This window comes from Micromonospora sp. WMMD1128 (genome assembly GCF_027497235.1).
Lineage (GTDB): Bacteria > Actinomycetota > Actinomycetes > Mycobacteriales > Micromonosporaceae > Micromonospora.
This window is the reverse complement of the sequence record NZ_CP114902.1, coordinates 3,515,453-3,541,382: the sequence shown is the minus strand read 5'-3', so window position 1 is coordinate 3,541,382 and position 25,930 is coordinate 3,515,453. Positions and strand designations below refer to the sequence as shown.

Here is a 25,930-nt window from a genome sequence, read left to right as displayed (position 1 = left end):
GCGGCGGCTCAGATCGCGTCGAGCTCGTTGTCGATGAAGTCGAAGATCTCGTCGTCGGTGGCCGAGTCGATCCGCTCGTGCACGGCGGTGGCCAGGTCGCGGTCCGGATCCCCGTCCCCGCGCAGCGCGAACAGCAGGTCCTCGACGCGGCCGACGAGCACCTCCCGCAGCCGCTCGTCCGGCGGTGACTGCCGGACGGCGGCCTCCAGCCGGTCCAGGTCGGCCAGGGCCGGCGGTGGCACGTCCTCCCCGGCCAGCTCGGTCAGCAGCAGCTCGGCGACGGCGGCCGGGGTGGGCCGGTCGAAGGTGAGCGTCGAGGGCAGCCGCAGCCCGACCGCGGTGCCGAGCCGGTTGCGCAGCTCCACGGCGGAGAGCGAGTCGAACCCGGCCTCCTTGAACGACCGGTCGCCGTCGACCGCGCCCGCGCCGGTGTGCCCGAGGACCGTCGCCGCCTCGGTGCGGACCAGGTCCAGCAGGACGCCGTGCCGTTCAGCCAGGGACAGCCCGGCCAGCCGGCGCGCCCAGGCCGCCGCCGGTGACTCGTCGGCCGCGGTGGGTTCGGCCGCCCGCCGGGCGGCCGGGCGGACGATGCCCCGCAGGATCGGCGGCACCGAGTCGGGGCGGACCCGCAACGCGGACACGTCCAACCGGGTGGGCACCACCATCGGCAGGCTCGTCTCCCGGGCCGCGTCGAACAGCGCCAGCCCGTCCTCCTCGGTGAGCGCGGTGATGCCGTTGCGGGCCATCCGCAGCCGGTCGGCCTCGTCCAGCCGGTCGGCCATGCCCCGGCCGGCCCAGAGGCCCCAGGCCAGCGACGTGGCGGGCAGCCCGACCGCCTGGCGGTGGGTGGCGAGCGCGTCCAGGAACGCGTTCGCGGCGGCATAGTTGGCCTGCCCGGCGTTGCCGAACGTGCCGACCACCGAGGAGAAGAGCACGAACTCGGCCAGGTCGGCGTCGCGGGTCAGCTCGTGCAGCAGCCAGGCCGCGTCCGCCTTGGGACGCAACGTGGCCGTGACGGCATCGGCGTCCAGCCGCTCGACGGTGGCGTCCGCGACCACCCCGGCGGCGTGGATCACGGCGGTCAGCGGGTGCGCCGCCGGCACGGCGGCCAGCAACGCCCGGACCGCGGCCGGCTCGGCTAGGTCGACGGCGGCCACCGACACCTCCGCGCCGAGCCCGGTCAGCTCGGTGACCAGCTCACCGGCGCCGTCCGCGGCGCCGCCACGGCGGCTGGCCAGCAGCAGCCGCCGGGTCCCGTGCCGGGCCACCAGGTGCCGGGCCACGAGCGCGCCCACGCCCCCGGTCCCGCCGGTGACGAGGACGGTGCCGTCCGGGTCGAGCGGCCGCGGCACGGTCAGCACCAGCTTGCCGACGTGCCGGGCCTGGGCCAGGAAACGGAACGCCTCGGGCGCCTGCCGGACGTCCCAGCCGGTCGCCGGCAGCGGACGGAGGGTGCCGTCGGCGAACAGCGGCATCAGCCCGTCCAGCATCGCCCCGATCCGCTCCGGGGGCAGCGCCAGCAGGTCGAAGGCGCGGTAGGCGACGCCGGGATGCGCCGCGGCCACCGCCTCCGGATCGCGGATGTCGGTCTTGCCCAACTCGACGAACCGCCCGCCGCGCGGCAGCAGGCGCAGCGAGGCGTCGACGAACTCGTGGGCCAGGCAGTCGAGGACCACGTCGACTCCGGCGCCGTCGGTGGCGGCGAGGATCCGGTCGGCGAAGTCGAGGCTGCGCGAGGAGGCGATCGTGGACTCCGGGAGCCCCAGCTCGCGCAGCGTCTCCCACTTGCCGGGGCTGGCGGTGCCGTACACGTCCGCGTCGAGGTGCCGGGCCAGTTGCACCGCGGCCATGCCGACGCCGCCGGCCGCCGCGTGCACAAGCACCCGCTCGCCCCGGCGCAGGGCGGCCAGTTCGACGAGCCCGTACCAGGCGGTCAGGAACACCACGGGCACGGTGGCCGCCTCCGCGTACGTCCAGCCGGCCGGCATCGGCGCGAGGGTGTGCTCGTCGGTGACCGCGATCGGCGCGAACGCGCCGGTGAGCAGCCCCAGCACCCGGTCACCGGGCACGAACCGGGTGACGCCCGGCCCGGTGTCGAGCACCACGCCGGCGCCTTCCAGCCCCAGCACCGTGTGCTCGGGAATCATGCCCAGGGCGAGCGCCACGTCCCGGAAGTTCAGCCCGGCCGCCCGCACCGCGATCCGCACCTCGCCGGCCCGCAGCGGCCGGTCCGCGTCCGGGTTGGGGACCAGGGTCAGGCCCTCAAGCGAGCCGCGTTCGTGCACGTCCACCCGCCAGCCGCGGTCGGCGGTGGCGGCGGCGAGCGCGGTCTGCGGCGTCACCCGGGCCAGCCGGGGCACGAGCACCGCTCCCTCCCGGACCGCCACCTGCGGTTCGTCGCTGCTCACCGCCGGGACCAGCATGCGGTACGACTCCGGCCGCCCGTCGACGTCCAGGAGGGTGAACCGGCCGGGGTGCTCGACCTGGGCGGCGCGGATGAGCCCCCAGATCGGCGCGGTCCCGAGGTCCGGGGACGTGTCGGCGCCCTCCACGGACACCGCGTTGCGGGTGAGGACGACAAGCCGCGACCCGTCGAAGGCGTGGTTGTCCAGCCAGCCCCGCAACAGGGCCAGGGTCTCGGCGGTGTGCCGGTGCGCGCCCTGGACCGGGTCCTCGCCGGGCACGTGCGGCGGACTGGCGCACAGCACCACCGTGGACAGCGGGCTGCCGGTGCGTACCGCCGCGGCGAGCGTGCCCAGGTCCCGGTAGTCGCGGACGGCCACGCCGCTGTCGGCGAGCGCGCCGAACAGTTCGGCGTCGTCGCCGAGGACGGCCCACGGCGCGTCGGGGGCGCCGGGTGCGGCCGGGCCGGCGGGCAGCCAGCCGAGCCGGTAGAGGCCGTCCCGGTCCTCCGGCGCCTCGGTGAGCCGGTGGCGGGGGACCGGACGCAGCGCGAGGGACTCGACGTCGAAGACCGGCTGGCCGCCGTGGTCGGTGGCGGCCAGCGCGTACGCGTGCGTCCCGGCCGGGGTCAGCCGGACCCGCAGGGCGGTCGCGCCGCCGGCGTGCCAGTGCAGTCCGGTCACGGCGAACGGCAGCAGCAGTTCCCCGCCACCGTCCGGGTCGGCGTCCGCGCCGGCGGTGGCCAGGACGGCGTGCAGCGCCGCGTCGAACAGCGCCGGGTGCACCGGGAAACGTCCGGCGGCGGCCCGTTCCGATTCCGGCAGCCGCACCTCGGCGAAGAGGGCGTCGCCGTGCCGCCACATCGCGGTCAGCCCTCGGAAGGCCGGTCCGTAGTGGTAGCCGCGGGCGTCCAACGCGGGATAGAGGTCGTTCAGGCCGACCGGGGTGGCGCCGGTGGGCGGCCACGGGGCGCCGGTCGGGTTGGCGGGCGTGGTGACTCCGGCAGCGGCCAGTAGCGCGCCGCTGGCGTGCCGTACCCACGGCCCGTCGCCGACGCGCGCCCGGATGGTCAACGCCCGGCGTCCGTCGCTGTCCGCGGGCGCCACGTGCACCTGGAGGCCGACGAAGCCCGGCGCCGGCAGTCGCAGCGGCGCGTGCAGGGTGAGTTCGTCGACGTGACCGCCGCCGGCCTGGTCGGCGGCGTGCAGAGCGAGGTCGGCGAACGCGGTGGCGGGCAGCAGGACGGCGTCATGGATGGCGTGGTCGGCGAGCCACGGGTGGGTTTCCAGGGACACCCGTCCGGTGAGCAGTTGACCCCCGTCGGGCAGGTCGGCGGAGGCGACCAGGATCGGGTGTTCGCTGCCGGCGAGGCCGAGGCCGACCGGGTCGGTGGTTTCCGGCTGGTTCAGCCAGTAGCCCCGGTGCTGGAACGGGTAGGTGGGCAGGTCGGTGTGTCGGCCGGCGGGTGTGGTGGTGGTCCAGGTGGTGTCGTGGCCCGCCGCGTGCAGCACCGCGTGGGCGTGCTGGCCGAGGTGGGCGGCGGTGATGGTGGCGTTGTGGTTTTCGGGGAGGCAGGCGTGGGTGAGGGTGCTGAGGGTGTTGTCGGGTCCGAGTTCGAGGTAGGTGGTGACGCCTGCGGCGTCCAAGGTGGAGATCATGTCGCGGTAGCGGACGGCGTCGCGGATGTGTCGGGTCCAGTAGGCGGCGTCGAAGGCTGGGGCGATGTCTCCGGTGCGGTTGGAGATGACCGGGATGGTGGCCGGGTGGTAGGTGACGCTCTCCGCGATGGCCTGGAACTCGTCCAGGATCGGGTCCATGTGGGGGCTGTGGAAGGCGTGTGAGGTGGTCAGTTTCTTGGTGCGTCGTCCCTGTGCGGCCCAGTGCACGGCGATGTCGGTGACGGCGTCGGTGTCGCCGGAGATGACGGTGCTGGTGGGGGAGTTGAGTCCGGCGATGGAGACCTTCTCCGGGTCGAGCATCGGCGTCAGTTCGTCTTCGGTGGCCTCGATCGCGATCATCGCGCCGCCCGCGGTGGCGGCCTGCATCAGTCGTCCGCGGGCGGTGACGAGGAGCGCGGCGTCGGGCAGGCTCAGGACTCCGGCGAGGTGGGCGGCGGACAGTTCGCCGATGGAGTGTCCGGTGAGGTAGTCGGGGGTGATTCCCCAACTCGTGACCAAAGCGTGCAGGGCCACGTGCGTCGCGAACAGGGCGGGTTGGGTGTAGCGGGTTTCGTGGACGGCGTCGACCATCGCTTCGCGCAGGGGCCGGTCGAGGTGTTTGTCGAGTTCGGCGCAGACGGCGTCGAAGGTTTCGAGGAAGACGGGTTCGTCGCGGTGGGCCATCTCGGGGTGTTGGCTGCCTTGCCCGGTGCACAGGAAGGCGACCTTCCCCGTCGGGCGCGCGACGCCGCGTACCAGGGACGGGTGGGGGTTGTCGGTGGCGAGGGCGGTGAGCGCTTCGCGGTGGTCGGCGAGGATGACCGCGCGGTGGGTGTGCTGGGCGCGGCGGGCCAGGGTGTGGGCGACGTCCGCGTCCGCCTTGCCGTCGACGTGGTCGCGCAGCCGTGCGGCGGACTCGCGCAGGGCCTCCGCCGAACGGCCGGAGAGCAGCCACGGCGCCGGCGTACCGGTGGGCTCCGGTTCCGGTCCGGCGGCGGTCGGTGGCTCTTCGATGATGAGGTGGGCGTTGGTGCCGCTGATGCCGAACGACGACACGGCGGCGCGGCGGGGGTGGCCGTTCGGGGTCCAGGGTTGGGGGTGGGTGAGGAGGGTGACGTTTCCGGCCGACCAGTCGATGTGCGGGGATGGCTGGTCGACGTGCAGGGTCTGCGGCAGTTCGCCGTGGCGCATCGCGAGGATCATTTTGATGACGCCGGCGGTGCCTGCGGCGGCCTGGGTGTGGCCGATGTTGGACTTGATGGAGCCGAGCCACAGGGGCCGGTCGTCGGGTCGGTCCTGGCCGTACGTGGCCAGCAGCGCCTGGGCTTCGATGGGGTCACCCAGGGTGGTGCCGGTGCCGTGTGCTTCGACGGCGTCGACGTCGGCGGGGGTGAGTCGGGCGTTGGCGAGGGCCTGCCGGATGACCCGCTGCTGCGACGGGCCGTTGGGTGCGGTGAGGCCGTTGCTCGCACCGTCCTGGTTCACCGCCGACCCCCGGATCACCGCGAGCACCGGATGGTTGTTGCGCCGGGCGTCGGAGAGCCGCTCCAACACCAGCATGGCCGCGCCCTCGGCCCAGGCGGTCCCGTCGGCGGTGGCGGAGAACGACTTGCACCGCCCGTCCGGGGCGAGGCCGCGCTGCCGGCTGAACTCGATGAACATGCCCGGCCCGGCCATCACGGTCGCCCCGCCGGCCAACGCCAGGTCGCACTCGCCGCCGCGCAACGCCTGACCGGCCAGGTGCATGGCCACGAGCGACGACGAACACGCGGTGTCGACGGTGACCGCCGGACCTTCCAGACCGAACGTGTAGGCGATCCGGCCCGACGCGACGCTGCCCGAGCTGCCGGTCAGCAGATAGCCGCCGAGCTGCTCCGGCGCCTCGTGCAGCGGCGGCCCGTAACCGGAGGCCATGCAACCGGCGAACACACCGGTACGGCTGCCCCGCACCGACGCCGGATCGATGCCGGCCCGTTCCAGCGCCTCCCACGACGTCTCCAGCAACAGCCGCTGCTGCGGGTCGATGGCGAGCGCCTCCCGCGGGCTGATCCCGAAGAACTCCGCGTCGAAGCGGTCCGCGTCGTAGAGGAAACCGCCCTCCCGGACGTACGTCTTGCCGTGCGCCCCCGGGTCCGGGTCGTGGATGTCGCCCCAGCCGCGACCGGTCGGGAAGGCGCCGATCGCCTCCGCGCCGGTCGAGACGAGGCCCCAGAGCGCCTCCGGTGACGCCGCGCCGCCCGGGAACCGGCAGGCCATGCCCACGACGACGATCGGGTCGGCGTCGTCGGCGGCGCGTGTCGCCGGGGCACCCGTCGGGGCGTCGCTCTCGCCGAGCGCCCGCGCCCGCAGGTGGCGGACCACCGCCGCCGGGGTCGGATGGTCGAAGAGCAGGCTGCTGGGCAGCCGCAGCCCGGTGATCCGGGCCAGCCGGTTGCGCAGCTCCACCGCGGCGGCCGACTCGAACCCGAGGTCCTTGAACGCGCGACCGAGGTCGACCTCGTCCGGCGCGGAGTGGCCGAGCACGAGGGCCACCGTGCGCCGGACCAGCTCGCGCAACCGGCGGTCCCGGTCGGCCGGCGGCAGCGCCCGGATCCGGTCCGCCCACCCGTCGGCCACCGGCTCCGGCGAGTCGTCCGCGAGCACCGGCTCCGGCGAGCCGGTCGAAAGCACCGGGACGGTCGCGACCGGCGCCGAGGGCCAGTAGTCGCGGCGCTGGAACGCGTACGTCGGCAGCGGCACCCGAGTCCCCGGGCGGTCGGCGAAGAACGCCCGCCAGTCGACGTCGGCCCCGCGGGTGTACGCCTGCGCCAGCGCGTCCAGGATCCGCTGCCAGGCGCCGTGGTCGCGGCGCAGCGAACCCACCACCAGCGGCTCGGCGTCGTCGCCGTCCTCGCCGGCCAGCCCGGCGACGGTCTCCTGCACGCCGGCGAGCAGGACCGGGTGCGGGCTGCACTCCACGAACACCCGGTGCCCGGCGGCGGCGAGCGCGCGGACCGCCGGTTCCAACCGGACCGGCCGGCGCAGGTTCTCGTACCAGTAGTCGGCGTCGAGCCCGGCCGTGTCGAGGACGCCGCCGGTCACCGTCGAGTAGAACGCGACGGGCGACGACACGGGTGTCACCCCGGCGAGGTCGCGTAGCAGTTGCGCGCGGACCGGCTCGACGTGCGGCGAGTGCGAGGCGTAGTCGACGGGCACCCGGCGGGCCCGGATCTCCTCGGCCTGGGCGCTCTCCACCAGGGCGTCCACCGCCGCGCTGTCGCCGGCGACGACGGTGGCCGACGGGCCGTTCTCGGCGGCGATGGTGAGGCGGTCACCCCACGGCGCGATCCGGGAGGTGACCTCGGCCGGGGACAGCGGGATCGACGCCATGCCGCCGGTGCCGGCGATCGTGGCCAGGGCGCGGGCGCGCAGCGCCACCACCTTCGCCGCGTCGGCGAGGGAGAGCGCCCCGGCGATGTGCGCGGCGGCGATCTCGCCCTGCGAGTGGCCGACGACGGCGGCGGGTCGTACCCCGAACGACTCCCAGAGCCGGGCCAGCGAGACCATCATCGCGAACAGCGTGGGCTGGACCACGTCGACCCGGGTCAGCGGCGGCGCGTCCGGCTCTCCGCGCAGCACGTCCACAAGTCGCCAGTCCACGTGCGGCGCCAGGGCGGCGGCGCACGCGGCGATCTGCTCGCGGAACACCGCGGAGGTGTCGAGCAGTTCCCGGGCCATCAGCGGCCACTGCGAGCCCTGCCCGGGGAAGACGAAGGTGACCTCGCCCGGTGCGGCGGCGCCCTGCACCAGGCCCTCGGCGTCCTCGCCGGCGGCCAGCGCGTCCAGCCGTGCGGTGAGGCCGGGCAGATCCTCGGCGATCAGGACCGCGCGGTGGGTGAACGCGCTGCGCGAGGTGACGAGCGCCCGGCCGACGTCGCCGGGGGCGAGGTCCGGGTGCCGGTCGGCCCAGGCGCGCAGCCTGCCGGCCTGGGCCCGCAGGGCGGCGCCGGACTGCCCGGAGACGACCCACGGCGTCAGGGCGGTGGCGACGCGGGGCGTCAGGGCGGTGGCGACGCGCGGCTCGGCGGCCTCGGCGGGGGCCGGTGCGGTGCGGGGCGGTTCGGCGACCACCAGGTGGCAGTTGGTGCCGCCCATGCCGAAGGCGCTCACGCCGGCGACCAGCCGCCGCTCCGGGTGCGGCCACGGGCCGTGCGTGGTCCGCACGGCCAGGCCGGCCTCGTCGAGCCGGACGTCCGGGTTGGCGGTGCGGAAGTGCAGGTTCGGGGGCAGCTCCCGGTGACGGATGCTCAGCGCCACCTTGAGCAGGCCGGTGATGCCGGCGGCGCCCTCCAGGTGGCCGACGTTCGTCTTCGCCGAGCCGACCACGAGCGGGTCGCCCGCCGGCCGGGCGGCGCCGAGCGCGTCGCCGAGGGCGCCGGCTTCGATCGGGTCGCCGACCCGGGTGCCGGTGCCGTGCAGTTCCACGTACTGCACGTCGGTGGCGGCGAGCCCGGAGCGGGCGACGGCGTCGGCGATGACGTCGGCCTGGGCGTGCCGGCTGGGCACGGTCAGCCCGTCGGTGCCGCCGTCGTTGTTCGTCGCCCCGCCGAGCAGCACGCAGACGATGTGATCTCCGTCGGCCACCGCGGCGGCGAGCGGTTTCAGCACGACGACGGCGCCGCCCTCGCCGCGGACGAACCCGTTGGCCCGGGCGTCGAAGGTGTGGCATCGCCCGTCGGGGGAGAGCCCGCCGAACGCCGCGGCCCGCAGCGTGCTCTCCGGCGTCAGGATCAGGTTGACGCCGCCGGCCAGCGCCGTCGTGGACTCGCCGCGCCGCAGGCTGGCCGCGGCCAGTTGCACCGCGACGAGCGACGAGGCCTGGGCGGCGTCGACGGTCAGGCTGGGACCGAGCAGGCCGAGCGTGTAGGAGACCCGGTTCGCGATGATCGCCCGGTTCACACCGGTCATGGTGTAGGGGGAGGCGTCCGGCGCGGCGGTGAGCGTCGCGTAGTCGTCCCAGGTGGCGCCCATGAACACCCCGGTGGCGCTGTCGCGCAGGTCGCCGGGGACGATCCCGGCGTCCTCCAGCGCCTCCCAGGCCAGCTCCAGCGTCAACCGCTGCTGCGGGTCCATCGCGAGCGCCTCACGTGGCCCGACGCCGAAGAAGCCCGCGTCGAAGCCGCCGACCCCGCTCAGGTAGCCGCCCCGCCGCGCGCCGGGCTCCGCGGTGGCGAGCCGTTCGGCGGGCCAGCGGTCGGTGGGCGCGTCGGTCACGGCGTCGCCGCCGGTGGCCAGCAGCCGCCAGAACGCGTCCGGGTCGGGGGCCTGCGGCAGGCGGCAGGCCATGCCGATCACCGCGATCGGTTCGTCGGTCGGCTGCCTGTCCGCATCGGTCATCGTGTCGGCCCCTCCCGTTGCACGCCGGCCGACGCGACGTCTCGCGCCGGCTTCTCAGCCTCGGCTCCGGGGCTTGACCGGCCCTTGCCGCCGCCTAAAGCCGTGCCAGTCCAAGATCAAAATCCAGACCCGGGGGTACGCGGAGACGCGCGCGACGGCACCCACCGGGTACCGCCCCGCGCGTGGTGTCGGGGTCCGGGCGGCCGGCTCAGGCCACGCTGACCTGGCTGCCGTCGGGGGAGCGTGTTCCGTCCCCGGCGGGGTCGTCGATGAGCCCGGTCGGCAGGTCGGTGCGCCGGCTCACCTGGAGCTTCCGGTAGACCCGGGTCAGGTGCTGCTCGACGGTGCTGACCGTGACGTAGAGCTTGGTGGCGATCGCCCGGTTCGTGTGCCCGACGGCGGCGAGCGCGGCCACCCGTCGCTCGGCGTCGGTCAGCCCGTCGACCGCGATCGCCGCGGCGAGGTGCGGGCAGGAGCCGCCGAGCGCGCCCGGCTCGGCGGGCTCGTCCGGATCGTCCGGGCCGAGGACCCCGCGGAGCCGGTCCAGCAACGGTTCGGCGCCGCTGCGCCGGGCCAGTCGGCGGGCCGTCTGCCAGGCCGCCCGCGCGGCGTCGGCATCACCGGCCCGGTGCAGGGCGTCACCCAGATCGGCGGTGGCACACGCGGTGGACAGCTCGTCGTCGCTGGCCCGCAGCAGACTCACCGCCTCCTGGAGCAGGGCGAGCCGCTCAGCCGGATCACTGGCCAGGGCCAGCACCCAGAGCGCGGACCCGCGCTCGCGGTCGTTGTGCTGCGGCAGCCGGCTGAGCTGGTCGCGGGCCAGCTCCCGGGCCTGCTGGGTGCGGCCGAGGGCGAGGTGCGCCCGGGCCAGTTCGGTGCGCCAGGGCACGAGCTCCGGCAGGTCGAGCTCCCAGGCGATCATCATCCGGCCGCAGGCCTGGAAGTCGATGAGCGCCGCCCGTACGCAGTTGGTTCGCAGGTAGTAGGTGCCGCGCGCGTGCAGGTACTTGAGGCCGAACGGGGTGTCGAACATGGCCGCCGGGACCGGGATGGACAGCCACTCCTCGGCCGCGTCGTAGGCGCCGGAGATGGTGGTGGCCAGCACCATGTTGGACAGCAGCGCGCCGACGGCCACGCCCCAGCCCTTCGCCGGGATCAGGTCGAGGCCGCGCCGGGCGTGCTCCTCGGTCGCCGCCAGGTCGCCGCGGCCCAGGGTGCCCTCGGCGAGGATCGCGGAGACCAGCGCCTGTGTGGTCGGCGTCCGGCGGTCGGCCGCCCGGTGCAGCACCGGGTAGTGCGACGAACCGGTGGCGCCGATCCGGTCGGTGAAGATCGTCGCCAGCAGCGCGATCGAGATCGGGCCGAGCGCTTCGTGATCCACCCGCGTGTTGTGCACGACCTGCTCGGCGGCGGCCACCGCGTCGCCGTGCGGACTGCGGGCGGCCAGCGCGGTCAGCTCCGCCGCCGCCTGCAACGGTCGGCACGGCGGTGGCACCAGGCCACGGGCGGCGAGGTTATCCCAGGGCCCGCGGACCCGGTCCAGATGGTCGGGGAAGAGATAGGCGAGCAGGAGCAGGGGCACGCTCAGGCTGGCGGCGAACTCCGGTTCCATCGGGTCGTTCGCGGTGAGCAGGGTGATCACCTCCACCGCGTCGTCGATGTGCGCGTGCCAGAGCAGGTACGCCACCAGTGCGACCGCGTGCCGGCGTACGAGCACGCCGGCACGCACGGCCGCGACCAGCTCGGGCAGCCGGCGGGCGGCGTCGGCGGGGTTGGTCTGCCACTCGATCCGGGTCAGCGCCGAGGTGGCCTCGGCGCGCTGGCGCTCGTCGACGCCCGCCGTGCAGGCCGAGTCCAGGAAGCTGATCGCGTCCTCGACCCGCCCGTCGGCCAGGGCCTGGTCCGCGGCCTCGTGCAGGGTCGGCGCCACCCAGGCCCCGTCGACCCGGTCGGCGTCGACGAGATGGCGGGCCACCACGGTGGCGGGCTCGCCGGCCGCGTGGCTGACGCTCGCCAGCCGCCGGTGCAGGTCCGTCCGCTCGTCGGGCAGCATGCCGGCGAGCACGGCGGTGCGGATCCGCGGATCCCGGAAGGTGCCGTCGGAGAGCAGGCCGACCCGGCGCAGCGTCAACAGCGCGCACCGGACCATCTCCTCGTTGATGCTCAGCAGCCGGGCCAGCACCGCGGGCTCGGTCGGCACGCCGGCCACGGCCAGCGCGCGGGCGACCGGCAGGGCGGGTGGCTCGCTGCGGTAGAGGCAGGTGCGTACGGCCTCGAGGAACGTCTCCCCGACGACCGTGCGGGTGCCGTCCGCGCCGTGGTCGATGCGCCGCAGCGAGTCGCCCACGAGCGCGGTGGCCAACCTCGGGTTGCCGCCGGTGATGGCGTGGTACTGCGCGGTCAGGCCGCGGTCGGCCGGCTGCGGGAGCCGGTCCAGCACCTGACCGATGCCCTGCCGGCTCAGTGGGCGCAGGGACAGCGAGACCGGGGCGGAGCTGTGCAGCAGTTCCGCGTACTGCATCGGATGGGCCGGCGCCAACTGCGGGATCACCGCCAGGACCACGAGCATCCGGGCGTTGCGGACCCGGCGCATCAGGTAGGACAGGCACTCCAGGGACGACGGGTCGGCATGGTGCACGTCGTCGACGTAGACCACGAGGGGCTGGTCGGCGGCCCGGCGCAGCAGGGCCATGCAGAGCGAGTGCAGGATCCGGGCCGACGGCTGCACATGGATCTGCTCGGTCGAGGAGCTGTCCCAGCGTCCGGACATGGCTTCGTCGAGGAGTCCCGCGATCGGCGAGTCGTGCCCGGTCACCAGCCCGGCGCCGTGCGCCAACTGCCCGATCACGCCCAGCGGCAGCGACTGCTCGGTCCGCGACGCCACCGCGGCGACCACCTCGGCGCCGGCCTCGGCGGCGAGGTGGGCGAGCCGGTTCAGCAGGACGGTCTTGCCGCTGCCGGAGGCGCCGCTGAGCACGATCGCCTGTCCCCGCCCCTCAAGGGCGGCGGACAGCAGGTCCTGCAGTATCTGTAAGTGCTCATCCCGCTCGATCAGCTCCCCCGTCGACTGGTTCATGGCTGCCTCCCCGTAGCCATACCGCCGAGTGTCGCGCTCGCGTCAATATATGCATCGGCTCATATTGATGGCAACGGGGAGGCGACATTCCCGGCGTCGGGAAACGCCCCTTTCCCGCAGATGCCGCATGTCATTTTGGCGACAGTGTCTTTGTTACCGGGCGGTCATCTATTCTCACCCGGGGTGGCGCGGGGGTAGATCCGGCCGCATCGCCCAGAGCGGAGCAAACCGATGGAGTCGGTTGCATCACCCCAGATATGATAAGCGTGCTAAATGGCTACATAGCGGCTCTTGGTCGGAGCGGCGATCGGAAATGTGGGGATTCGCTATTCCGGAATGGTTGCGGCGCGGAAATTCTCCGGTGGCCGACGATCGAATTCGAGCGAAATCAAGGTGGCGAACCGGGCCCCGGCCATCGCCGTCTCCGGTGGAGGTGTGATCGTGTCCGGCCACGTCCGGGTCGCCCGGATCGCCGAGTGGCCGCCACGGGCGGCGCCCCGCCCACGGCGCCATCCGGCACCCATTCTGTCCCTTTCCCGGCACGTTTTCCGTCCGCCCCCGCAGGAAGTGGAAGAGTGGCTGGCCGTTTCGACCACAAAAGGCGTCGATGCGATTACTCTGTTTCGGCCGCAAAACCGCAGTTCAGGGCCGTGGCTCCCGAGGTGGCGGGGTGGACCGTCCACGCCGGGGCGTCATTCCCGGCCGATGGCGTCGATCGGTGCGAGGCGCATCGTGAACCGGGTGGCCATCGCGATTGCGCCCCAGGAAAGCGCGATCGTCAGCGCCACGATTGCGGCGAGTCCGCCGACCGGGACCCCGCGGTCCTTGCCTACCCCGCCGCCGCGGGTGGGGCAGGCGGCCGGTCATCCGGCTCCCGGCCGGCGGCGTCGACGATCTCCACGGGCGTGCCGAGCTGGACGGTGCGGGAGACGGTGCAGAGCCGGTCGTGCGACTGCCGCAGCGATCGGGGGAGCGCCTCGCGCGCCCGGTCACCGTCCGGTCCCTCCGGGAAGGTCACGGTGAACTCCACCCGGAGGTTCCGCATCCGGTTGCCGCCCGCCTCGTCCCGGATCTTGTCGCCGGTGACCTCGACGGAGAAGTGGGTCGGCTCGGCGCGACGGCTGGTGATGTGGTCGACGTCCACGGCGGTGCAACCGCCGAGCGCGGCCAGCAGCAGTTCCACCGGGGTGAAGCTGTCGTCCTGGCCCGAGCCCATGGAGATCGATCCGCCGCGGGCGTTGCGTGCCGTGTAGCTGGCCAGGCCGGTGCGCTCGATCTCCACCGAGCGGAAGCTGTCGTCACTCATGACAGCGAACCTACCGAGGCCGCCCGGCCGTCACCCACCGGACGGGCCGGGTCGGCGTCGCCGGCCCCGGTCCGCCCGGTCGATCGGCTATCCTGGCCCGAGTCGCCCAGGACAGGAGCAGACCGTGGCAGGTGACGACGACATCTCCGGGTGAGAGCCCCGGAGCGGTGACCGACGGAGCGCGACCCGCGCCGTCGCGTCGCCCATGTCGTCCTGCCTTGCCCACGCCGGGCAGCGCCTCCGCGCCCGGATCACCTGTCTTCCGAGGTTCCCATGTCCGACAGTCATGTCGTCAGCTCCGCCCTGTCCTTCGCCTGGCCGGACGACACCCCGGTCTTCGAGGACCTGTCGTTCTCCGTGCCCGACGGGCGCACCGGCCTGGTCGCGCCGAACGGCGCCGGCAAGTCCACGCTGCTTCGGCTGATCGCCGGTGAGCTCCGCCCCACCGGCGGCAGCGTCACCGTCGACGGTGTGCTGGGCTACCTGCCGCAGCACCTGCCGTACGCTTCGCGGCAGACCGTGGCCGAGGTGCTCGGCGTCGACCGCGTCGTCGCCGCGCTGCACGCCATCGAGGCCGGCGACGCCGCCGAGGAGCACTTCACCACCGTCGGCGACGACTGGGACGTGGAGGAGCGGACCCGCGCCGAGCTCGACCGCCTCGGGCTCGCCGACGTCGCGTTGGACCGGCGGCTCGGCACCCTCAGCGGCGGCCAGGTGGTCACTCTCGGGCTCGCCGCCCAACTGCTCAAACGGCCCGACGTGCTGCTGCTGGACGAGCCGACGAACAACCTCGACCGCGAGGCGCGGGATCGTCTGACCGCCGTGCTCCGTTCCTGGACCGGGTGCCTGCTCGTGGTCAGTCACGACCGGGCCCTGCTGGACGAGATGGACCGCATCGCCGTCCTGGAACACGGCGAGATCCGCTGGTACGGCGGCAACCACACCGAGTACGAGCAGGCGGCGCAGGCCGAACGGGAGGTCGCCGAGCGGCAGGTGCGGCAGGCCGAGCAGGACGTGAAGCGGCAGAAGCGCGAGCTTCAGCAGGCCCGTGAGCGGGCGGCACGGCGTGCCTCCACGGCCTCGCGCAACCTGGCCGACGCGGGGTTGGCCCGGATCGTCGCCGGCGGCCTCAAGCGCGACGCGCAGGTGTCGGCCGCCAAGGCCGCCGACGTGCACACCTCCCGCGTCCGCGATGCCCAGGCCCGGCTGGACCAGGCCAGCGGCGCCGCGCGGCGGGACGACCACATCGCCCTGGACCTGCCCGACACGACGGTGCCCGCCGGCCGCACCGTCTTCCACGGCGAGGGCATGCAGGCCGGGTACGACGGCCGGCCGGTCTTCCACAGCGACGGCGTCGACCTGGACATCCGGGGTCCGGAACGGATCGCCCTCGTCGGTGGCAACGGCGCGGGAAAATCCACGCTGCTCCGGCTGATCGCCGGTGACCAGGAACCGGTCACCGGCACCGTCACACGCGCGCAGGGGCGGGTGGCGTACCTGTCGCAGCGCCTCGACCTGCTCGACCCGGACCGCACGGTCGCCGAGAACCTCGCCGCCTTCGCGTCGGCGCGGACCGAGGCGGAGCGGTTGAACCTGTTGGCCCGCTTTCTGTTCCGGGGCGCCCGCGTCCACCTGCCGGTCGGCGTGCTCTCCGGCGGCGAACTGCTGCGCGCCACGCTCGCCTGCGTGCTGTTCGCCTCGCCCGCGCCGCAGTTGCTGCTGCTCGACGAGCCCACGAACAACCTGGACCTGGTCAGCGTCGCCCAGTTGGAGGGCGCGCTCCTGTCGTACCGGGGGGCGTTCGTCGTGGTCAGCCACGACGAACGTTTCCTGGCCGAGATCACCGTGGGTCGCTGGCTGCGGCTGGCCGGCGGCCGGCTCACCGAGACCGGCGGGCCGCGGTGACCGGCCGGTGGTTCCCGTCCGGCTAGGGGATGGGACAGCCCTCACACCGATGCCTACCCTGACCCGGTGACCTTCCTGACGGTCGTCGTCGTGAGCCTGGGATTCCTCGGATTCGCGATGATCGTGCTGGCGCCGGTCCTGCTGGCCCTGGCGGTGTCGGACGGCCGGCAGCACCGGTGGGTGCGCCGGCACCCGGTCTCCCCGTGCGCCGCGCTGCGCCCCGGCACGAGACTGCCCTCGCGGCTCGCCGTCTACGGCAGGACCGTGCCGGGGCGGGACGGGTTGGTCGTCGCGCCGCTGTCCGGCGTCGAGGCGGTGTGGTTCCGCACCATGGTCTACTCGACCGTCACCTCCGGTGACCCGGGCCTCACCCAGACGTCCGTCCTCTGGGAACAGTCCGCCGGAGACCCGTTCGGTGTCGCCGACGACACCGGTACGGCCGCCGTGTCGGCGGGCCTGCTCCAGGCGGCCAGCCACGACCCTCGACTGTCGCTGTGGGCGAGCACCCGGCTGCCGGTGGCACACGCCGGTCCCACGCCGGTGCGGACCGTCGTCGACGAGGAGACCACGAGCCATCGCCGCAACGGACGGTGGCTCCAGCAGTTCATCGACCGTGGCCTGGTCCCGGCGGACGCGGCGCGGCGGGTGGACCGGGTGCGGGTGATCGAGCAGGTCGTCCACCCCGGCGAGCCGCTGCACGTGATCGGCAGGCCGGCGATCCTGGACGGCGGGGTCGCCGCGCTCACGCTGCCGCGTACCGGCCGTTACCTCCTGCTGAGCCGGGAGCCGGCGGAAACCGAGAGCACACTCGCAGGCGACCGCACGTACGGCATGGGGTGCGCGTTGTGGGCCGCGCTGGTCGGTGTGGCCGCCCTCGCCGTCGTGTGGGCCGTCGGCCGGGTGGTGGCGTAGCGGCGGCTACGGGTGGTCGGCGGTGTCGTGGGCGGCCATGGTCTCCTGCCGGTCGGGTTCCTCGCGCAGGACGGCGCAGTGCAGCCAGGAGTCCGGGATGGCGAAACCGTCCACGAGCGTGCGCATGTGCGGGCGCAGCTCCTTGAGCAGGCCGTTCACCACCCCCGTGATCGCCTTGGCGCGGGCCGGGGTGAGCCGGCCGTGCTCCAGCAGCCAACCCTTGTGGGTCTCGATGACGCTCAGCGCGTAGAGGTCGCAGACCCGGGAGAGCAACGCCCGCGTGGCCGGATCGGTGGCGGTTTCGATGCCGGCCACGAAAGCTTCGAGCGTCACCCGGTCGATGTGCGCGGCGGCGACGGCGAGGACATGGTCCTGGACGTCGTTGAAGATGTCGAAGGGGCGGTCCTTCTTCGTGGCCGCGCCGTTGCGCAGGCGACGGACCGCGCCGTCGAGGAGGTGCCGTTCGCGGTCCTCGAAGACCTTCAGGTGCCAGCCTCGGTCGGTCACCGCGACCTCGTCGTCGCGGCCGGGCACGGCGCTGACCAGCCGTTCGATGAGCGAACGCGCGGCGGTGCGTTCGAGCACCATCTCGCGCACCTGCTCGGCGACGAACGAGGCCCGCCCCCAGCCGTCGAGCGAGCCGAACTCGTCCCGGTAGCCGGTGAGCAGCCCCTTGGCCACCAACTGGAGCAGCACCGTGTTGTCGCCCTCGAACGTGGTGAAGACGTCGGTGTCGGCCTTCAGGCCGGGCAGCCGGTTCTCCGCCAGGTAGCCGGCGCCGCCGCACGCCTCCCGGCACATCTGGATGGTGCGGGTCGCGTGCCAGGTCTGCGCGGCCTTCAGCCCGGCGGCCCGGGACTCCAGCTGCCGTTGCCGGTGCTCGTCGGCCGTCCCGTCGTCACCCTGGATCTCGGCGAGCGCGGTGACCAGCTCGGACTGGGCGAACGTCAGCGCGTACGTGGTGGCCAGCGCGGGCAGCAGCTTGCGCTGGTGGGCCAGGTAGTCGTTGAGCAGCACCTCCCGGTCGGCGTCGGGGGCGCCGAACTGGCGGCGGATGTCGCCGTATCGCACCGCGATGGTGAGCGCCGACTTGGTGGCCGCCGACGCGGCGCCGCCGACGCTGACCCGGCCGCGGACCAGGGTGCCCAGCATGGTGAAGAAGCGCCGGGAGTCGTTCTCGATCGGGCTGGAGTAGGTCCCGTCGGCCGCGACCTGGGCGTACCGGTCCAGCAGCATGTCCCGCGGCACCCGCACGTGAGCGAAGCTGAGCCGTCCGTTGTCGACGCCGAGCAGGCCGGCCTTGGGTCCGGCGTCGCCGATGGTCACGCCGGGCAGCGGGTCGCCCCGCTCGTCGCGGATCGGGACCAACCACGCGTGTACGCCGTGCCGCCGCCCGCCGGTGACCAGTTGGGCGAAGACCACCGCCATCCGCCCGTCCCGGGCCGCGTTGCCGATGTAGTCCTTGCGGGCCGCCTCGTGCGGGGTGTGCAGGTCGAACGTCTCGGTCCGCGGGTCGTACACGCAGGTGGTGCGCAGTTGCTGGACGTCGGAGCCGTGGCCGGTCTCGGTCATCGCGAAACAGCCGAAGATCCGGCCCGCGATGATGTCCCGCAGGTAGGCGTCGTGGTGCCGGCGGGTGCCGAGGGCCGCGACCGCGCCGCCGAACAGGCCCCACTGCACGCCGGCCTTCACCATCAGCGACAGGTCGACCTGGGCCAGCATCTCGATGGCGACGATCGAGCCGCCGACGTCGGCCCCGCCGCCGTACTCGGTGGGGAAGCCCGCGCCGATGCCCAGCTCGACCGGGAGTTCGCCGAGGAGCCGGCTGATCCGCTCGCGGGCCTGGTCACCGGTCTCGCCGTAGACCGGGAGGAAGCGTTCGTCGAGGTGCTCGCGGTGCGCGTCGCGGACCCCCGCCCACCTGCCGTCGAGCACGGACCGCAGGCGGGTCGGGTCGACCGGGCCGGACAAACTGCTCATCGCTACCTCGGATACCGCCGTCATGGCTACCGTTCGTACCCGGTAAACGCCGTTGACCGGCCGCGGTGACGCGGTGAGAACCGTCACGGCGGGGCCGCAGGTGCGCCCAGACCGTGGTCGCGGGCCAGCGCGATCGCCTCGCTCCGGCTGCCGAGGTGCAGCTTGACCAGGACGGCGGAGACGTTGTTCCGCACGGTCTTGGCGCTCAACCCGAGCCGGTGCGCGATGAGCGCGTTGGACAGGCCCCGGGCGAGCAGGTCCAGCACCTCGCGTTCCCGGTCGGTGAGTTGCGGGAACGGCGCGTCGGACCGGGCGCCGAGCAGGACGCCCGCCCGGTCGGCGAGCGGGGCGCCGAGGATCAGGTCGCCGCCGGCCACGCCGCGGATGCCGCGTTCCACGTCCGCGGCCGAGGCGCCCTTGACCACGTATCCGCGTGCGCCGGCACGGAGCGCGGCGACGAGCGAGGCGTCGTCGTTGAGCATGCTCACCACGAGCACCCGGACCGCCGGATGGTCGCGGCGCAGCAGCCGGGTCGCCTCGATCCCGGAGCCCTGCCCGAGGTGGAGGTCCATCAGCACCACGTCGGGCCGTACCCGGGCGACGAGCGTCAGGGCGTCGGGTGCGTCGGCGGCCTCGCCGACGCACTCGATGCCGTCGAGCGTGTCGAGCAGCGCGCTCATGCCGAGGCGGAAGACCGGATGGTCGTCCACCACGACGACGCGGATCGGGTTGTCGGTCATGGCTGCTCCAGGGGGATGGTCAGGCAGACGGCGGTGCCGCGCGGGCCGGCGGGTCCGATCGTCAGGGTCGCGCCCACCGCCTGCGCCCGTTCCCGCATCGCGTGCAGGCCGACGCCGGCGCCGGTGGGGCCGGCCGGGACCCCCCGGCCGTGGTCGGTGACGGTGACCCGGAGCCGGTCGGGTCGCTGGTCCAGCGACACCGTGCACCTGTCCACCCCGGCGTGCCGCTGCACGTTGCGGATCGCTTCGGCGGCGACGCCGTACGCGGCGGTGGCGATCCGTTCCGGCAGCGGCTCCATGGTGGCCGGGCCGTGCAGCACGATCCGCAGTCCGGCCCGTGCGTACTGGTCCCGCAGCAGGTCCAGGGCCGGACCGAGGCCGCCGTCGGCGAGCACCGGGGGCAGCAGGCCGTGCGCCAGCTCACGGACCTCCGCCGCGCGTGCGGTCAGCTCGTCGGTCAACCGGTCCAGCAGCTTCTCGGCCCGGTCCGGGTCGCGGCGCAGCAGGTTGCGGGTGGCGGCCAGCCCCAACCCGATGCCGCTGAGCGCCGGCCCGAGACCGTCGTGCAGGTCCCGGCGCAGCGACTTGCGCTCCTCGTCGCGTACCTCCGCCAGCCGTTGCCGCGACCGGGCCAGGTCCCGGTTGGTGCCGGCGAGGTCGACCACCGCGGCGACCACCGGGGCGAGGACGGCGAGGGACTCGGCGGCCCGGGCGCCGAGCAGCTCGCCCGGCCGGGGCCAGGCGTGCAGGTAGCCGACCGACCGGTCGCCGCTGGTCAACGGCACGGTCAGCGGCGGACCGTGCTCGTGCGGTGGCGGCTGCGGTCCGTCCTCGGTGATCCGCACCTCGGCCAGCCGGAGCGCGGCGGCGACGGTGGCGCCGATGTCGGTGGTGCGGCCGACGCTGTGCATCACCTGGTGCAGCAGGGGCTCGGGCGCCTCGCCGTGCACCAGCCGGTCCACCCGCCGCTGCACCGCCACCCGCATGGGTTGGAAGGCCGCCGCGAGGACGCCTGTCACCACGAGCTGCGGCACCGGCGGGGCCGGCGGCAGCAGCCGGTCGAGCAGGGCCACCGTGAGGCAGTAGGCGGCGATCACCACGGCGGTCATGAGATACCAGACCAGGGTGCGGCGCACGGCCAACCGCAGCCCCCACAGTTGCTGGCGCAGCACCACCACCGCCACCGCGGCGGGGAAGAACGCCTGCGAGGCGAGCATCAGCAGCGCCGGAACGACGGCCGGCAGCACCGGCGGCAGCAGCGTGACGCCGAAGGCGAGGGTGAGCAGCGTGCTGCCGGCCGTCGCCCAGCCGAGGCCGTGGCGCTGGCGCGCCGGCCCGCGCCGCCACCGCCAGGCCAACCCGGCGCCGGCGAGCAGGCCGAGCCCGACAAGCGCGTACGGCAGGACGGGCGCCAGCGGTCGCAGCACCGCGGCCCGGGCCTCGCGCAGCTCGGGCGTCAGCGGCAGCACGCCCACCGGCGGCGGCGCGGTGGCGAGGGCCAGCACCGTCACCGCCAGGTAGCCGAGGCCGGTGGTCGCGGCGATCCGGTCCAACCGGCGCAGCGGCCGGTCCGGCAGCAGCCAGGGCATGACCACGACGAGCGCGTACAGGCCGGGCACCCAGGCCCAGACGTGCAGCGCGGTCAGCAACGGGGGCCCGCCGACGGCGAGCTGCCACTGGGCGGCGAACGCGGCGAGCGCGCTGCCGAGCGCCGCGGCGGCGGCGATGCCGCCGGGCAGCCGGCTGCCGGTACGCTGCCGGCCCAGGATCAGCCACGCCACGACCCCGTAGACCACGCCGTCGAGCAGGTCGACGAGCGAGTAGAGCTGGGTGGCCGTGTACGGGGGAGTCGCCACCGCCCAGGCGACGACCGCGCCGACGGTGAGCAGCGCGGTGGCGGCGAGGACGGTCCACGCGGTCCACCGCCCGACCGGGGATGCGTTCGGCATGTCGGGTCCACTGTGTCAGTCCGGCGTCGTCGGCGGGACCACCGGAACGGTGTACGCCGGACGGCGGGCCGGTCGGAGTGACCGGCCCGCCGTCCGGGGATCAGCTCTGCGTGACCGCCGTGCCGGTGACCTTCAGCTGGTCGACCACGGCGGCGACCTCCGGCAGCCGCTCCCGGTAGACGTTCGCGGCGAGGCGCTGCGAGTACGTCTCGTAGACCGCGGCCAGCTCGCCGGCCCGCCCGATGGCCACCGCGTGGATGCAGTTGCCGAGGTACTCGTTCGGCGAGTTCGGGCTGTCCGCGCCCGAACACGACGTGCCGAAGATGGGCGCCTGCCCGACCCGTGGGTCGATCTCGGACATCGACTCGGGGCACGGGTCGCCCGGAACCGGCTGCGTGCAGGGCGCGTAGTCGGCCTCGGCGATGGTGTACGCCCGGCTGATGTTCGTGTCCGGCAGCTCCTGCCCGACCGGCGCGCCCGGGTGGCGGTAGTCGCTCGGCAGCAGGTTGCCGCCGAACAGGTAGCCGCTGAGCGAGGCGTCCGCGTCCAACGCCACCGGGAAACCGAGCTTCGTGTACGCCTGGAGCAGCCGGAACGCCTGGGTGACCTGGTTCCCGGCCTGGCGCAGGGGCGAGGTCGGATCGCCGAACCTCTGGTTGACCAACTGGTAGTAGCGCTTCTGCTTGCCCCACAGCATCCGGTCACCCAGTTGACGGGCGATGGTCAACCGCTCGGTGTTGTCGGCGTAACGCGCACCCGTCTCGAACGCCGGCAGGTGCACCGACTCGTCGTTGTGGGTCATGTAGTAGACCTCGTCGTAGCAGTACCCGGTGGGCGGGTTGTCCCGGGTGCTCCACGAGCAGACGATGCCGGCGCTCTTGGTGTTGCGCCAGGTCCGCACGTCCATCCAGAAGGCGCCCTGGTTGACGCTCATCTGCGCGTGCACGGTCAACTGGAGGTCCGCCTTGGTGGTCTCGGCGCGCGGACCGGTGGTGGTCGTGTGGTTGACCAGCTCCGCGTCGTAGCAGATCCGGAAGTGCGGCTGGAACTGCCGGCTGGTGCCGTGGGTGAGCAGTTGGAACGCGTTCGGCAGGTCGCCGAGGTTCACGTTGTTCGGGATACGCACGCGCGGCAGCGGGCTGAACGGCGCGCAGCCGGACATCTTGGCGTCCGCGTTGTAGGTGCGCTCGTTGTCCGGCGTCCAGTAGCGGCCCGTGTTGGTCAACGGCTTCGGGGACTTCTGGTCCGGCCCGTACCACGGGTTGTAGCCGCCGCCGGTGGCCTCGTCCCGCAGCTTGCGCAGCTCGGCCGACTGGGCGTTCACCGCGCCCCGGTAGTTGTCGACGAGGCCGGTGAACAGCGCGTTGCGGTGCCCGTCCGCGGTCGGCCGGCTGAACCGGCTGCTCGCGTCCAGGATGACCTGGCCGGAGCGGCCCATCCGGGCGGCGAACGAGTTGTCGCCGGTCATGTCCCCGACAAGCGTCGGGTTCTCCAACGCCAGCGCGGTGAACGCCCGCGTCGACATGGTCCAGACCCCGGCGTGCGGGACCTTCGTGGTGGCCGGGTACACCGGGTCCCAGGTGCGGGCCAGGTAGGACAGGTAGTCGATGGCGCCGTAGGGGCTCTTCTCGTCGAGCACCCGCACCGGGTCGACGCCGCCCTGCGACCACTCGGCCGGCGTGAGCACGAAGGGGGCGCTGGCGGCGGTGGAGGTGGCCGAGGTGAACAGCCGCCCCTCCGTCTCGTCGTACTGCGCCACCGAGAGGGAACGGCCGGTGCGCGCCTTGTATCCGACGTAGGTGTTGATGGCGAACTCGGTGTCGCTCAGCGCGTTCTTCTTCAGCGCCTCCTGCATGGAGAGGCTGAGCTGGTCGACGCGGGTCTCCAGACCGTTGATCTGGCGCTTGATCGCGTCGATGTCGCGGATCACCCCGTCGAGGTCGTCGCGCATCCGCTCCAGGACCGACATGACGTCGTCGTAGATCGCCGAGAGCATCGCCTCGACCCGGTCGAACCGTTCGTGCATCTCGGTGCGCAGCTCGCCAACCTGCTCGCGCAGCTTGCCGATCTCCTGCATCACCAGCTCGTGCTCGCTCGGTGCGCCACCGGTGAACAGCGGGAGGAGGGTCATCACGGCGCCGAGGACGTTGCCGGTGAGCACCACCGTGCTCAGCGACCCGATCGCGTCGCTGAGGCTGAGCCCGGCCACCGTGGGCAGGTACTTGTTGATCGCGGTGGCGATGCCGATCGCCGCCTTGCCGATCGCCAGCACCTCCTTGCCGGCCTTCTCGTCGGCGAACCCGGCGAGCGTGGCCAGGATCGTCACCGCGGAGTCCGCCGCGTCGATCGCCACCTGCCGGTTGGCCGCCTCGGCCAGCGCGGCGGTGTAGTCCTGCGGCGTCGGCTTCGGGCCGGGGCCGACCGGATACTTCAGGTCGGCGGCGGCCAGCTTCTCGATGATCTCCGCGTTCTGCGCGGCCACCTTGCCCAGCGCGCCGCGCAGCTCCGTGCGCAGCGCCGCCAGGTACGCCTGCTCGTTGCCCAGGTGCTCCAGGATGGCCTCGGTGTTGACGAACGAGGCGAGCAGCGGATCGGCGAGCAACTGCTCGGTGGTCGCGGTGGCGCGGACGTTGAGCTGCGCCCCGATCTCGCCGTCCCAGGCCGCCGCCAGGTCGCCGTCCTGCGCCGCCGCCCGGGTGAGCTGGCCCCACGCGCGCTCCTGCTGGGCGTAGAGCGCATCCATCCACCGGTAGTTCTGGTAAGCGCTCGTCACCGCGTCCTCGACCTCGGCCGAGGCGGTGATCGTGCCGCCGATCGTGGCGTCCAGCAGCCCCTTGACCATCGGCGCGCCGATGGAGACACCCGGGACGCCGGAGAGCGCGTCGATGACCTTGATCAGGGTCGTGTAGTTGGTGCGGGCCGTGGTGTCGGAGACCCCCGCCGCGTCGACCGCCTGCCGGGTGGCGACCAGGTGCCGCACCACCGCGTCCCGGGACGCGCCGGGGTTGCGGCCCCGCCAGTCCAGCAGCTCCGCGGTGAGCACCAGGTTCTTCAGCCCCGCCACCCCGCCGTTGTGCGCCCGCAGGTACGCGGCGAACACGCCGTCGTGGAACCGGGTCGCCTCGTAGTCCACCGTCTCCGCGGCCACCGCCGGTGTCGGCGACACCACCACCACCGCCGCCACGACCGCGGCGACAAGCGCTCTCCACCGCCGACGCCGTCGCGGCGCCTGCACCATCACACCCACTGGGATTCCTCCGGATCACTCCGTCCGCCGGTCCGGCGGACGCGCAGCGCAGCCTGCCCGCGGGGGTGTCCCGTCGACCAGGGGTGGATGTCCCGGGTCGGCGGGACCGGGACGGATCGGCCGTCCGGCCGAGGCCGGCGTCCCGGACCGGACGGGACCGGTGTCCCTGGCGGGCCGGGACGCCGCGCCTGTTGACTGCCGCCATGACCGACACCTCGCCGGACCACATCCCGGCCCACGTGAAGAACTCCTACGTCAACTGCTCCGAGTACACCCGGGCGCCACGGCTCACCCCGCCGCCGGCCGGCGCCGCCACCGACCGCGTCGTACCGCCGGCCACCGCCGGGGCGACCCGGTGACCGTGGCCGCCGCGCCGGGCCTGCTCCCCGCATGGCGGGAGTGGCTCGCCGAGAACCTGGCGATGGGGATCGCCGCCGAGCAGGCCCGCGCGGCGGCCGTCGACGCGGGCGCGGACGCCGACGCGGTCGACGCCGAACTGGCGGCGCTCGCCACACACCCGTACTTCGCCGTCTGCCGGCGGCTCGCATTGCGCTACGACTGGATGGAGTCGGTGCTCGACACCTACCGGGTGCTCCGCGACGACGACGGCGGGCGGGACCTGGACCGGCGTACCGACGTGAGCGCGGAGGAGTTCTTCGGCCGCTACTACTACGGCAACCGGCCGGTCGTGCTCGACGGCCTGATGACCGACTGGCCCGCGCGCGACTGGACGCTGGCGCGGATGGCGCGCCGGTGCCCGGACGCCGTGGTCGAGGTGATGACCGGCCGGGAGGCGAACCCCGACCACGCCTGGCAGTACGACAGGCACCGCACCACCATGTCGTTCCGTGACTACCTGGCGATGCTCGGCTCCGGAACCCGGACCAACGACTACTACATGGTCCCCCGCAACGAGAACTGGAACGGGGCGCTGCGCCCGCTCGCCGAGGACGTGCGGCCACCGGCCCACCTCGTCGACCCGGCCGGCGGTGGGCACCTGCTGCTCGGCCCGGCGGGCACCGTCACGCCGCTGCACGTCGACAACAGCACGGTGCTGCTCTGCCAGGTGCTCGGCCGCAAACACGTCCGGCTGGTCCCGTCGTACCAGCGGCACCTGGTGTATCCGCGCGGCGGCACGTTCAGCGCGGTGGACGCGGCGCGTCCGGACCTGGACCGGCACCCCCGGTACGCCGAGGCCACGGTGCTGGAGACGATCCTCGAACCGGGCCAGATGCTGCTGATACCGGTCGGCTGGTGGCACTGGGTGCACGCCCTGGACCTCAGCGCCACGGTCACCTTCCACCACTTCCGGGTGCCCGGACAGAATCATCGGATGGCCACCCCGCCGGCCGCCGGGGCGGCCTGAGGCCACGCCGCC

11 protein-coding genes are annotated in these 25,930 nt (G+C 73.8%); 4 read left to right on the top strand and 7 right to left on the bottom strand.

Annotated elements, in window-relative coordinates:
• Positions 1 to 8 precede the first annotated feature (8 nt).
• From O7602_RS16105 to O7602_RS16095, 3 genes are all read right to left on the bottom strand, one after another.
• A complete protein-coding gene (locus O7602_RS16105; protein ID WP_281583459.1) occupies positions 9 to 9,437 on the bottom strand; it encodes a type I polyketide synthase in 9,429 nt (3,142 codons plus the stop codon).
• A 208-nt stretch (positions 9,438 to 9,645) separates the two neighbouring features.
• On the bottom strand, positions 9,646 to 12,513 hold the full coding sequence (locus O7602_RS16100; protein ID WP_281583458.1) for a LuxR family transcriptional regulator: 2,868 nt from the start codon (positions 12,511 to 12,513) through the stop codon (positions 9,646 to 9,648).
• A gap of 829 nt (positions 12,514 to 13,342) precedes the next feature.
• Positions 13,343 to 13,819 carry an OsmC family protein gene (locus O7602_RS16095; protein ID WP_281583457.1) on the bottom strand — a complete coding sequence of 159 codons (477 nt, stop codon included), beginning with the start codon at positions 13,817 to 13,819 and terminating at the stop codon, positions 13,343 to 13,345.
• A 273-nt stretch (positions 13,820 to 14,092) separates the two neighbouring features.
• Here O7602_RS16095 and abc-f point away from each other — a divergent pair, with 273 nt between their 5' ends.
• Together abc-f and O7602_RS16085 are read left to right on the top strand one after the other, a co-directional pair.
• Positions 14,093 to 15,724: a ribosomal protection-like ABC-F family protein gene (abc-f, locus tag O7602_RS16090; RefSeq protein WP_281583456.1), complete on the top strand. Its 1,632-nt coding sequence runs from the start codon at positions 14,093 to 14,095 to the stop codon at positions 15,722 to 15,724.
• 66 nt (positions 15,725 to 15,790) lie between these two features.
• The gene (locus tag O7602_RS16085; protein ID WP_281583455.1) at positions 15,791 to 16,636 is read left to right on the top strand and encodes a hypothetical protein; all 846 of its coding nucleotides are present in this window, start codon (positions 15,791 to 15,793) and stop codon (positions 16,634 to 16,636) included.
• Between the two features lie 6 nt (positions 16,637 to 16,642).
• Here O7602_RS16085 and O7602_RS16080 read toward each other — a convergent pair whose 3' ends face one another.
• The 4 genes from O7602_RS16080 to O7602_RS16065 form a co-directional block, all read right to left on the bottom strand.
• A complete protein-coding gene (locus O7602_RS16080; RefSeq protein WP_281583454.1) occupies positions 16,643 to 18,616 on the bottom strand; it encodes an acyl-CoA dehydrogenase in 1,974 nt (657 codons plus the stop codon).
• Between the two features lie 83 nt (positions 18,617 to 18,699).
• Positions 18,700 to 19,356, bottom strand: a complete 657-nt coding sequence (locus O7602_RS16075; protein ID WP_281583453.1) for a response regulator transcription factor — start codon at positions 19,354 to 19,356, stop codon at positions 18,700 to 18,702.
• A complete protein-coding gene (locus tag O7602_RS16070) occupies positions 19,353 to 21,305 on the bottom strand; it encodes a sensor histidine kinase (RefSeq protein ID WP_281583452.1) in 1,953 nt (650 codons plus the stop codon). Before O7602_RS16070 ends, O7602_RS16075 begins: the two co-directional genes overlap by 4 nt.
• A gap of 100 nt (positions 21,306 to 21,405) precedes the next feature.
• A complete protein-coding gene (locus O7602_RS16065) occupies positions 21,406 to 24,552 on the bottom strand; it encodes a hypothetical protein (RefSeq protein ID WP_281583451.1) in 3,147 nt (1,048 codons plus the stop codon).
• A 203-nt stretch (positions 24,553 to 24,755) separates the two neighbouring features.
• Here O7602_RS16065 and O7602_RS16060 point away from each other — a divergent pair, with 203 nt between their 5' ends.
• Positions 24,756 to 24,911, top strand: a complete 156-nt coding sequence (locus tag O7602_RS16060) for a hypothetical protein (RefSeq protein WP_281583450.1) — start codon at positions 24,756 to 24,758, stop codon at positions 24,909 to 24,911.
• Positions 24,908 to 25,918 carry a cupin-like domain-containing protein gene (locus O7602_RS16055; protein ID WP_281583449.1) on the top strand — a complete coding sequence of 337 codons (1,011 nt, stop codon included), beginning with the start codon at positions 24,908 to 24,910 and terminating at the stop codon, positions 25,916 to 25,918. Before O7602_RS16060 ends, O7602_RS16055 begins: the two co-directional genes overlap by 4 nt.
• The last annotated feature ends 12 nt before the right edge of the window (positions 25,919 to 25,930 follow it).

Coding starts and splice junctions, on each gene's coding strand:
- O7602_RS16095 (WP_281583457.1), bottom strand. CDS start 13,819: ATGAGTGACGACAGCTTCCGCTCGGTGGAGATCGAGCGCACCGGCCTG.
- O7602_RS16080 (WP_281583454.1), bottom strand. CDS start 18,616: ATGAGCAGTTTGTCCGGCCCGGTCGACCCGACCCGCCTGCGGTCCGTG.
- O7602_RS16070 (WP_281583452.1), bottom strand. CDS start 21,305: ATGCCGAACGCATCCCCGGTCGGGCGGTGGACCGCGTGGACCGTCCTC.
- abc-f (WP_281583456.1), top strand. CDS start 14,093: ATGTCCGACAGTCATGTCGTCAGCTCCGCCCTGTCCTTCGCCTGGCCG.
- O7602_RS16100 (WP_281583458.1), bottom strand. CDS start 12,513: ATGAACCAGTCGACGGGGGAGCTGATCGAGCGGGATGAGCACTTACAG.
- O7602_RS16060 (WP_281583450.1), top strand. CDS start 24,756: ATGACCGACACCTCGCCGGACCACATCCCGGCCCACGTGAAGAACTCC.
- O7602_RS16105 (WP_281583459.1), bottom strand. CDS start 9,437: ATGACCGATGCGGACAGGCAGCCGACCGACGAACCGATCGCGGTGATC.
- O7602_RS16075 (WP_281583453.1), bottom strand. CDS start 19,356: ATGACCGACAACCCGATCCGCGTCGTCGTGGTGGACGACCATCCGGTC.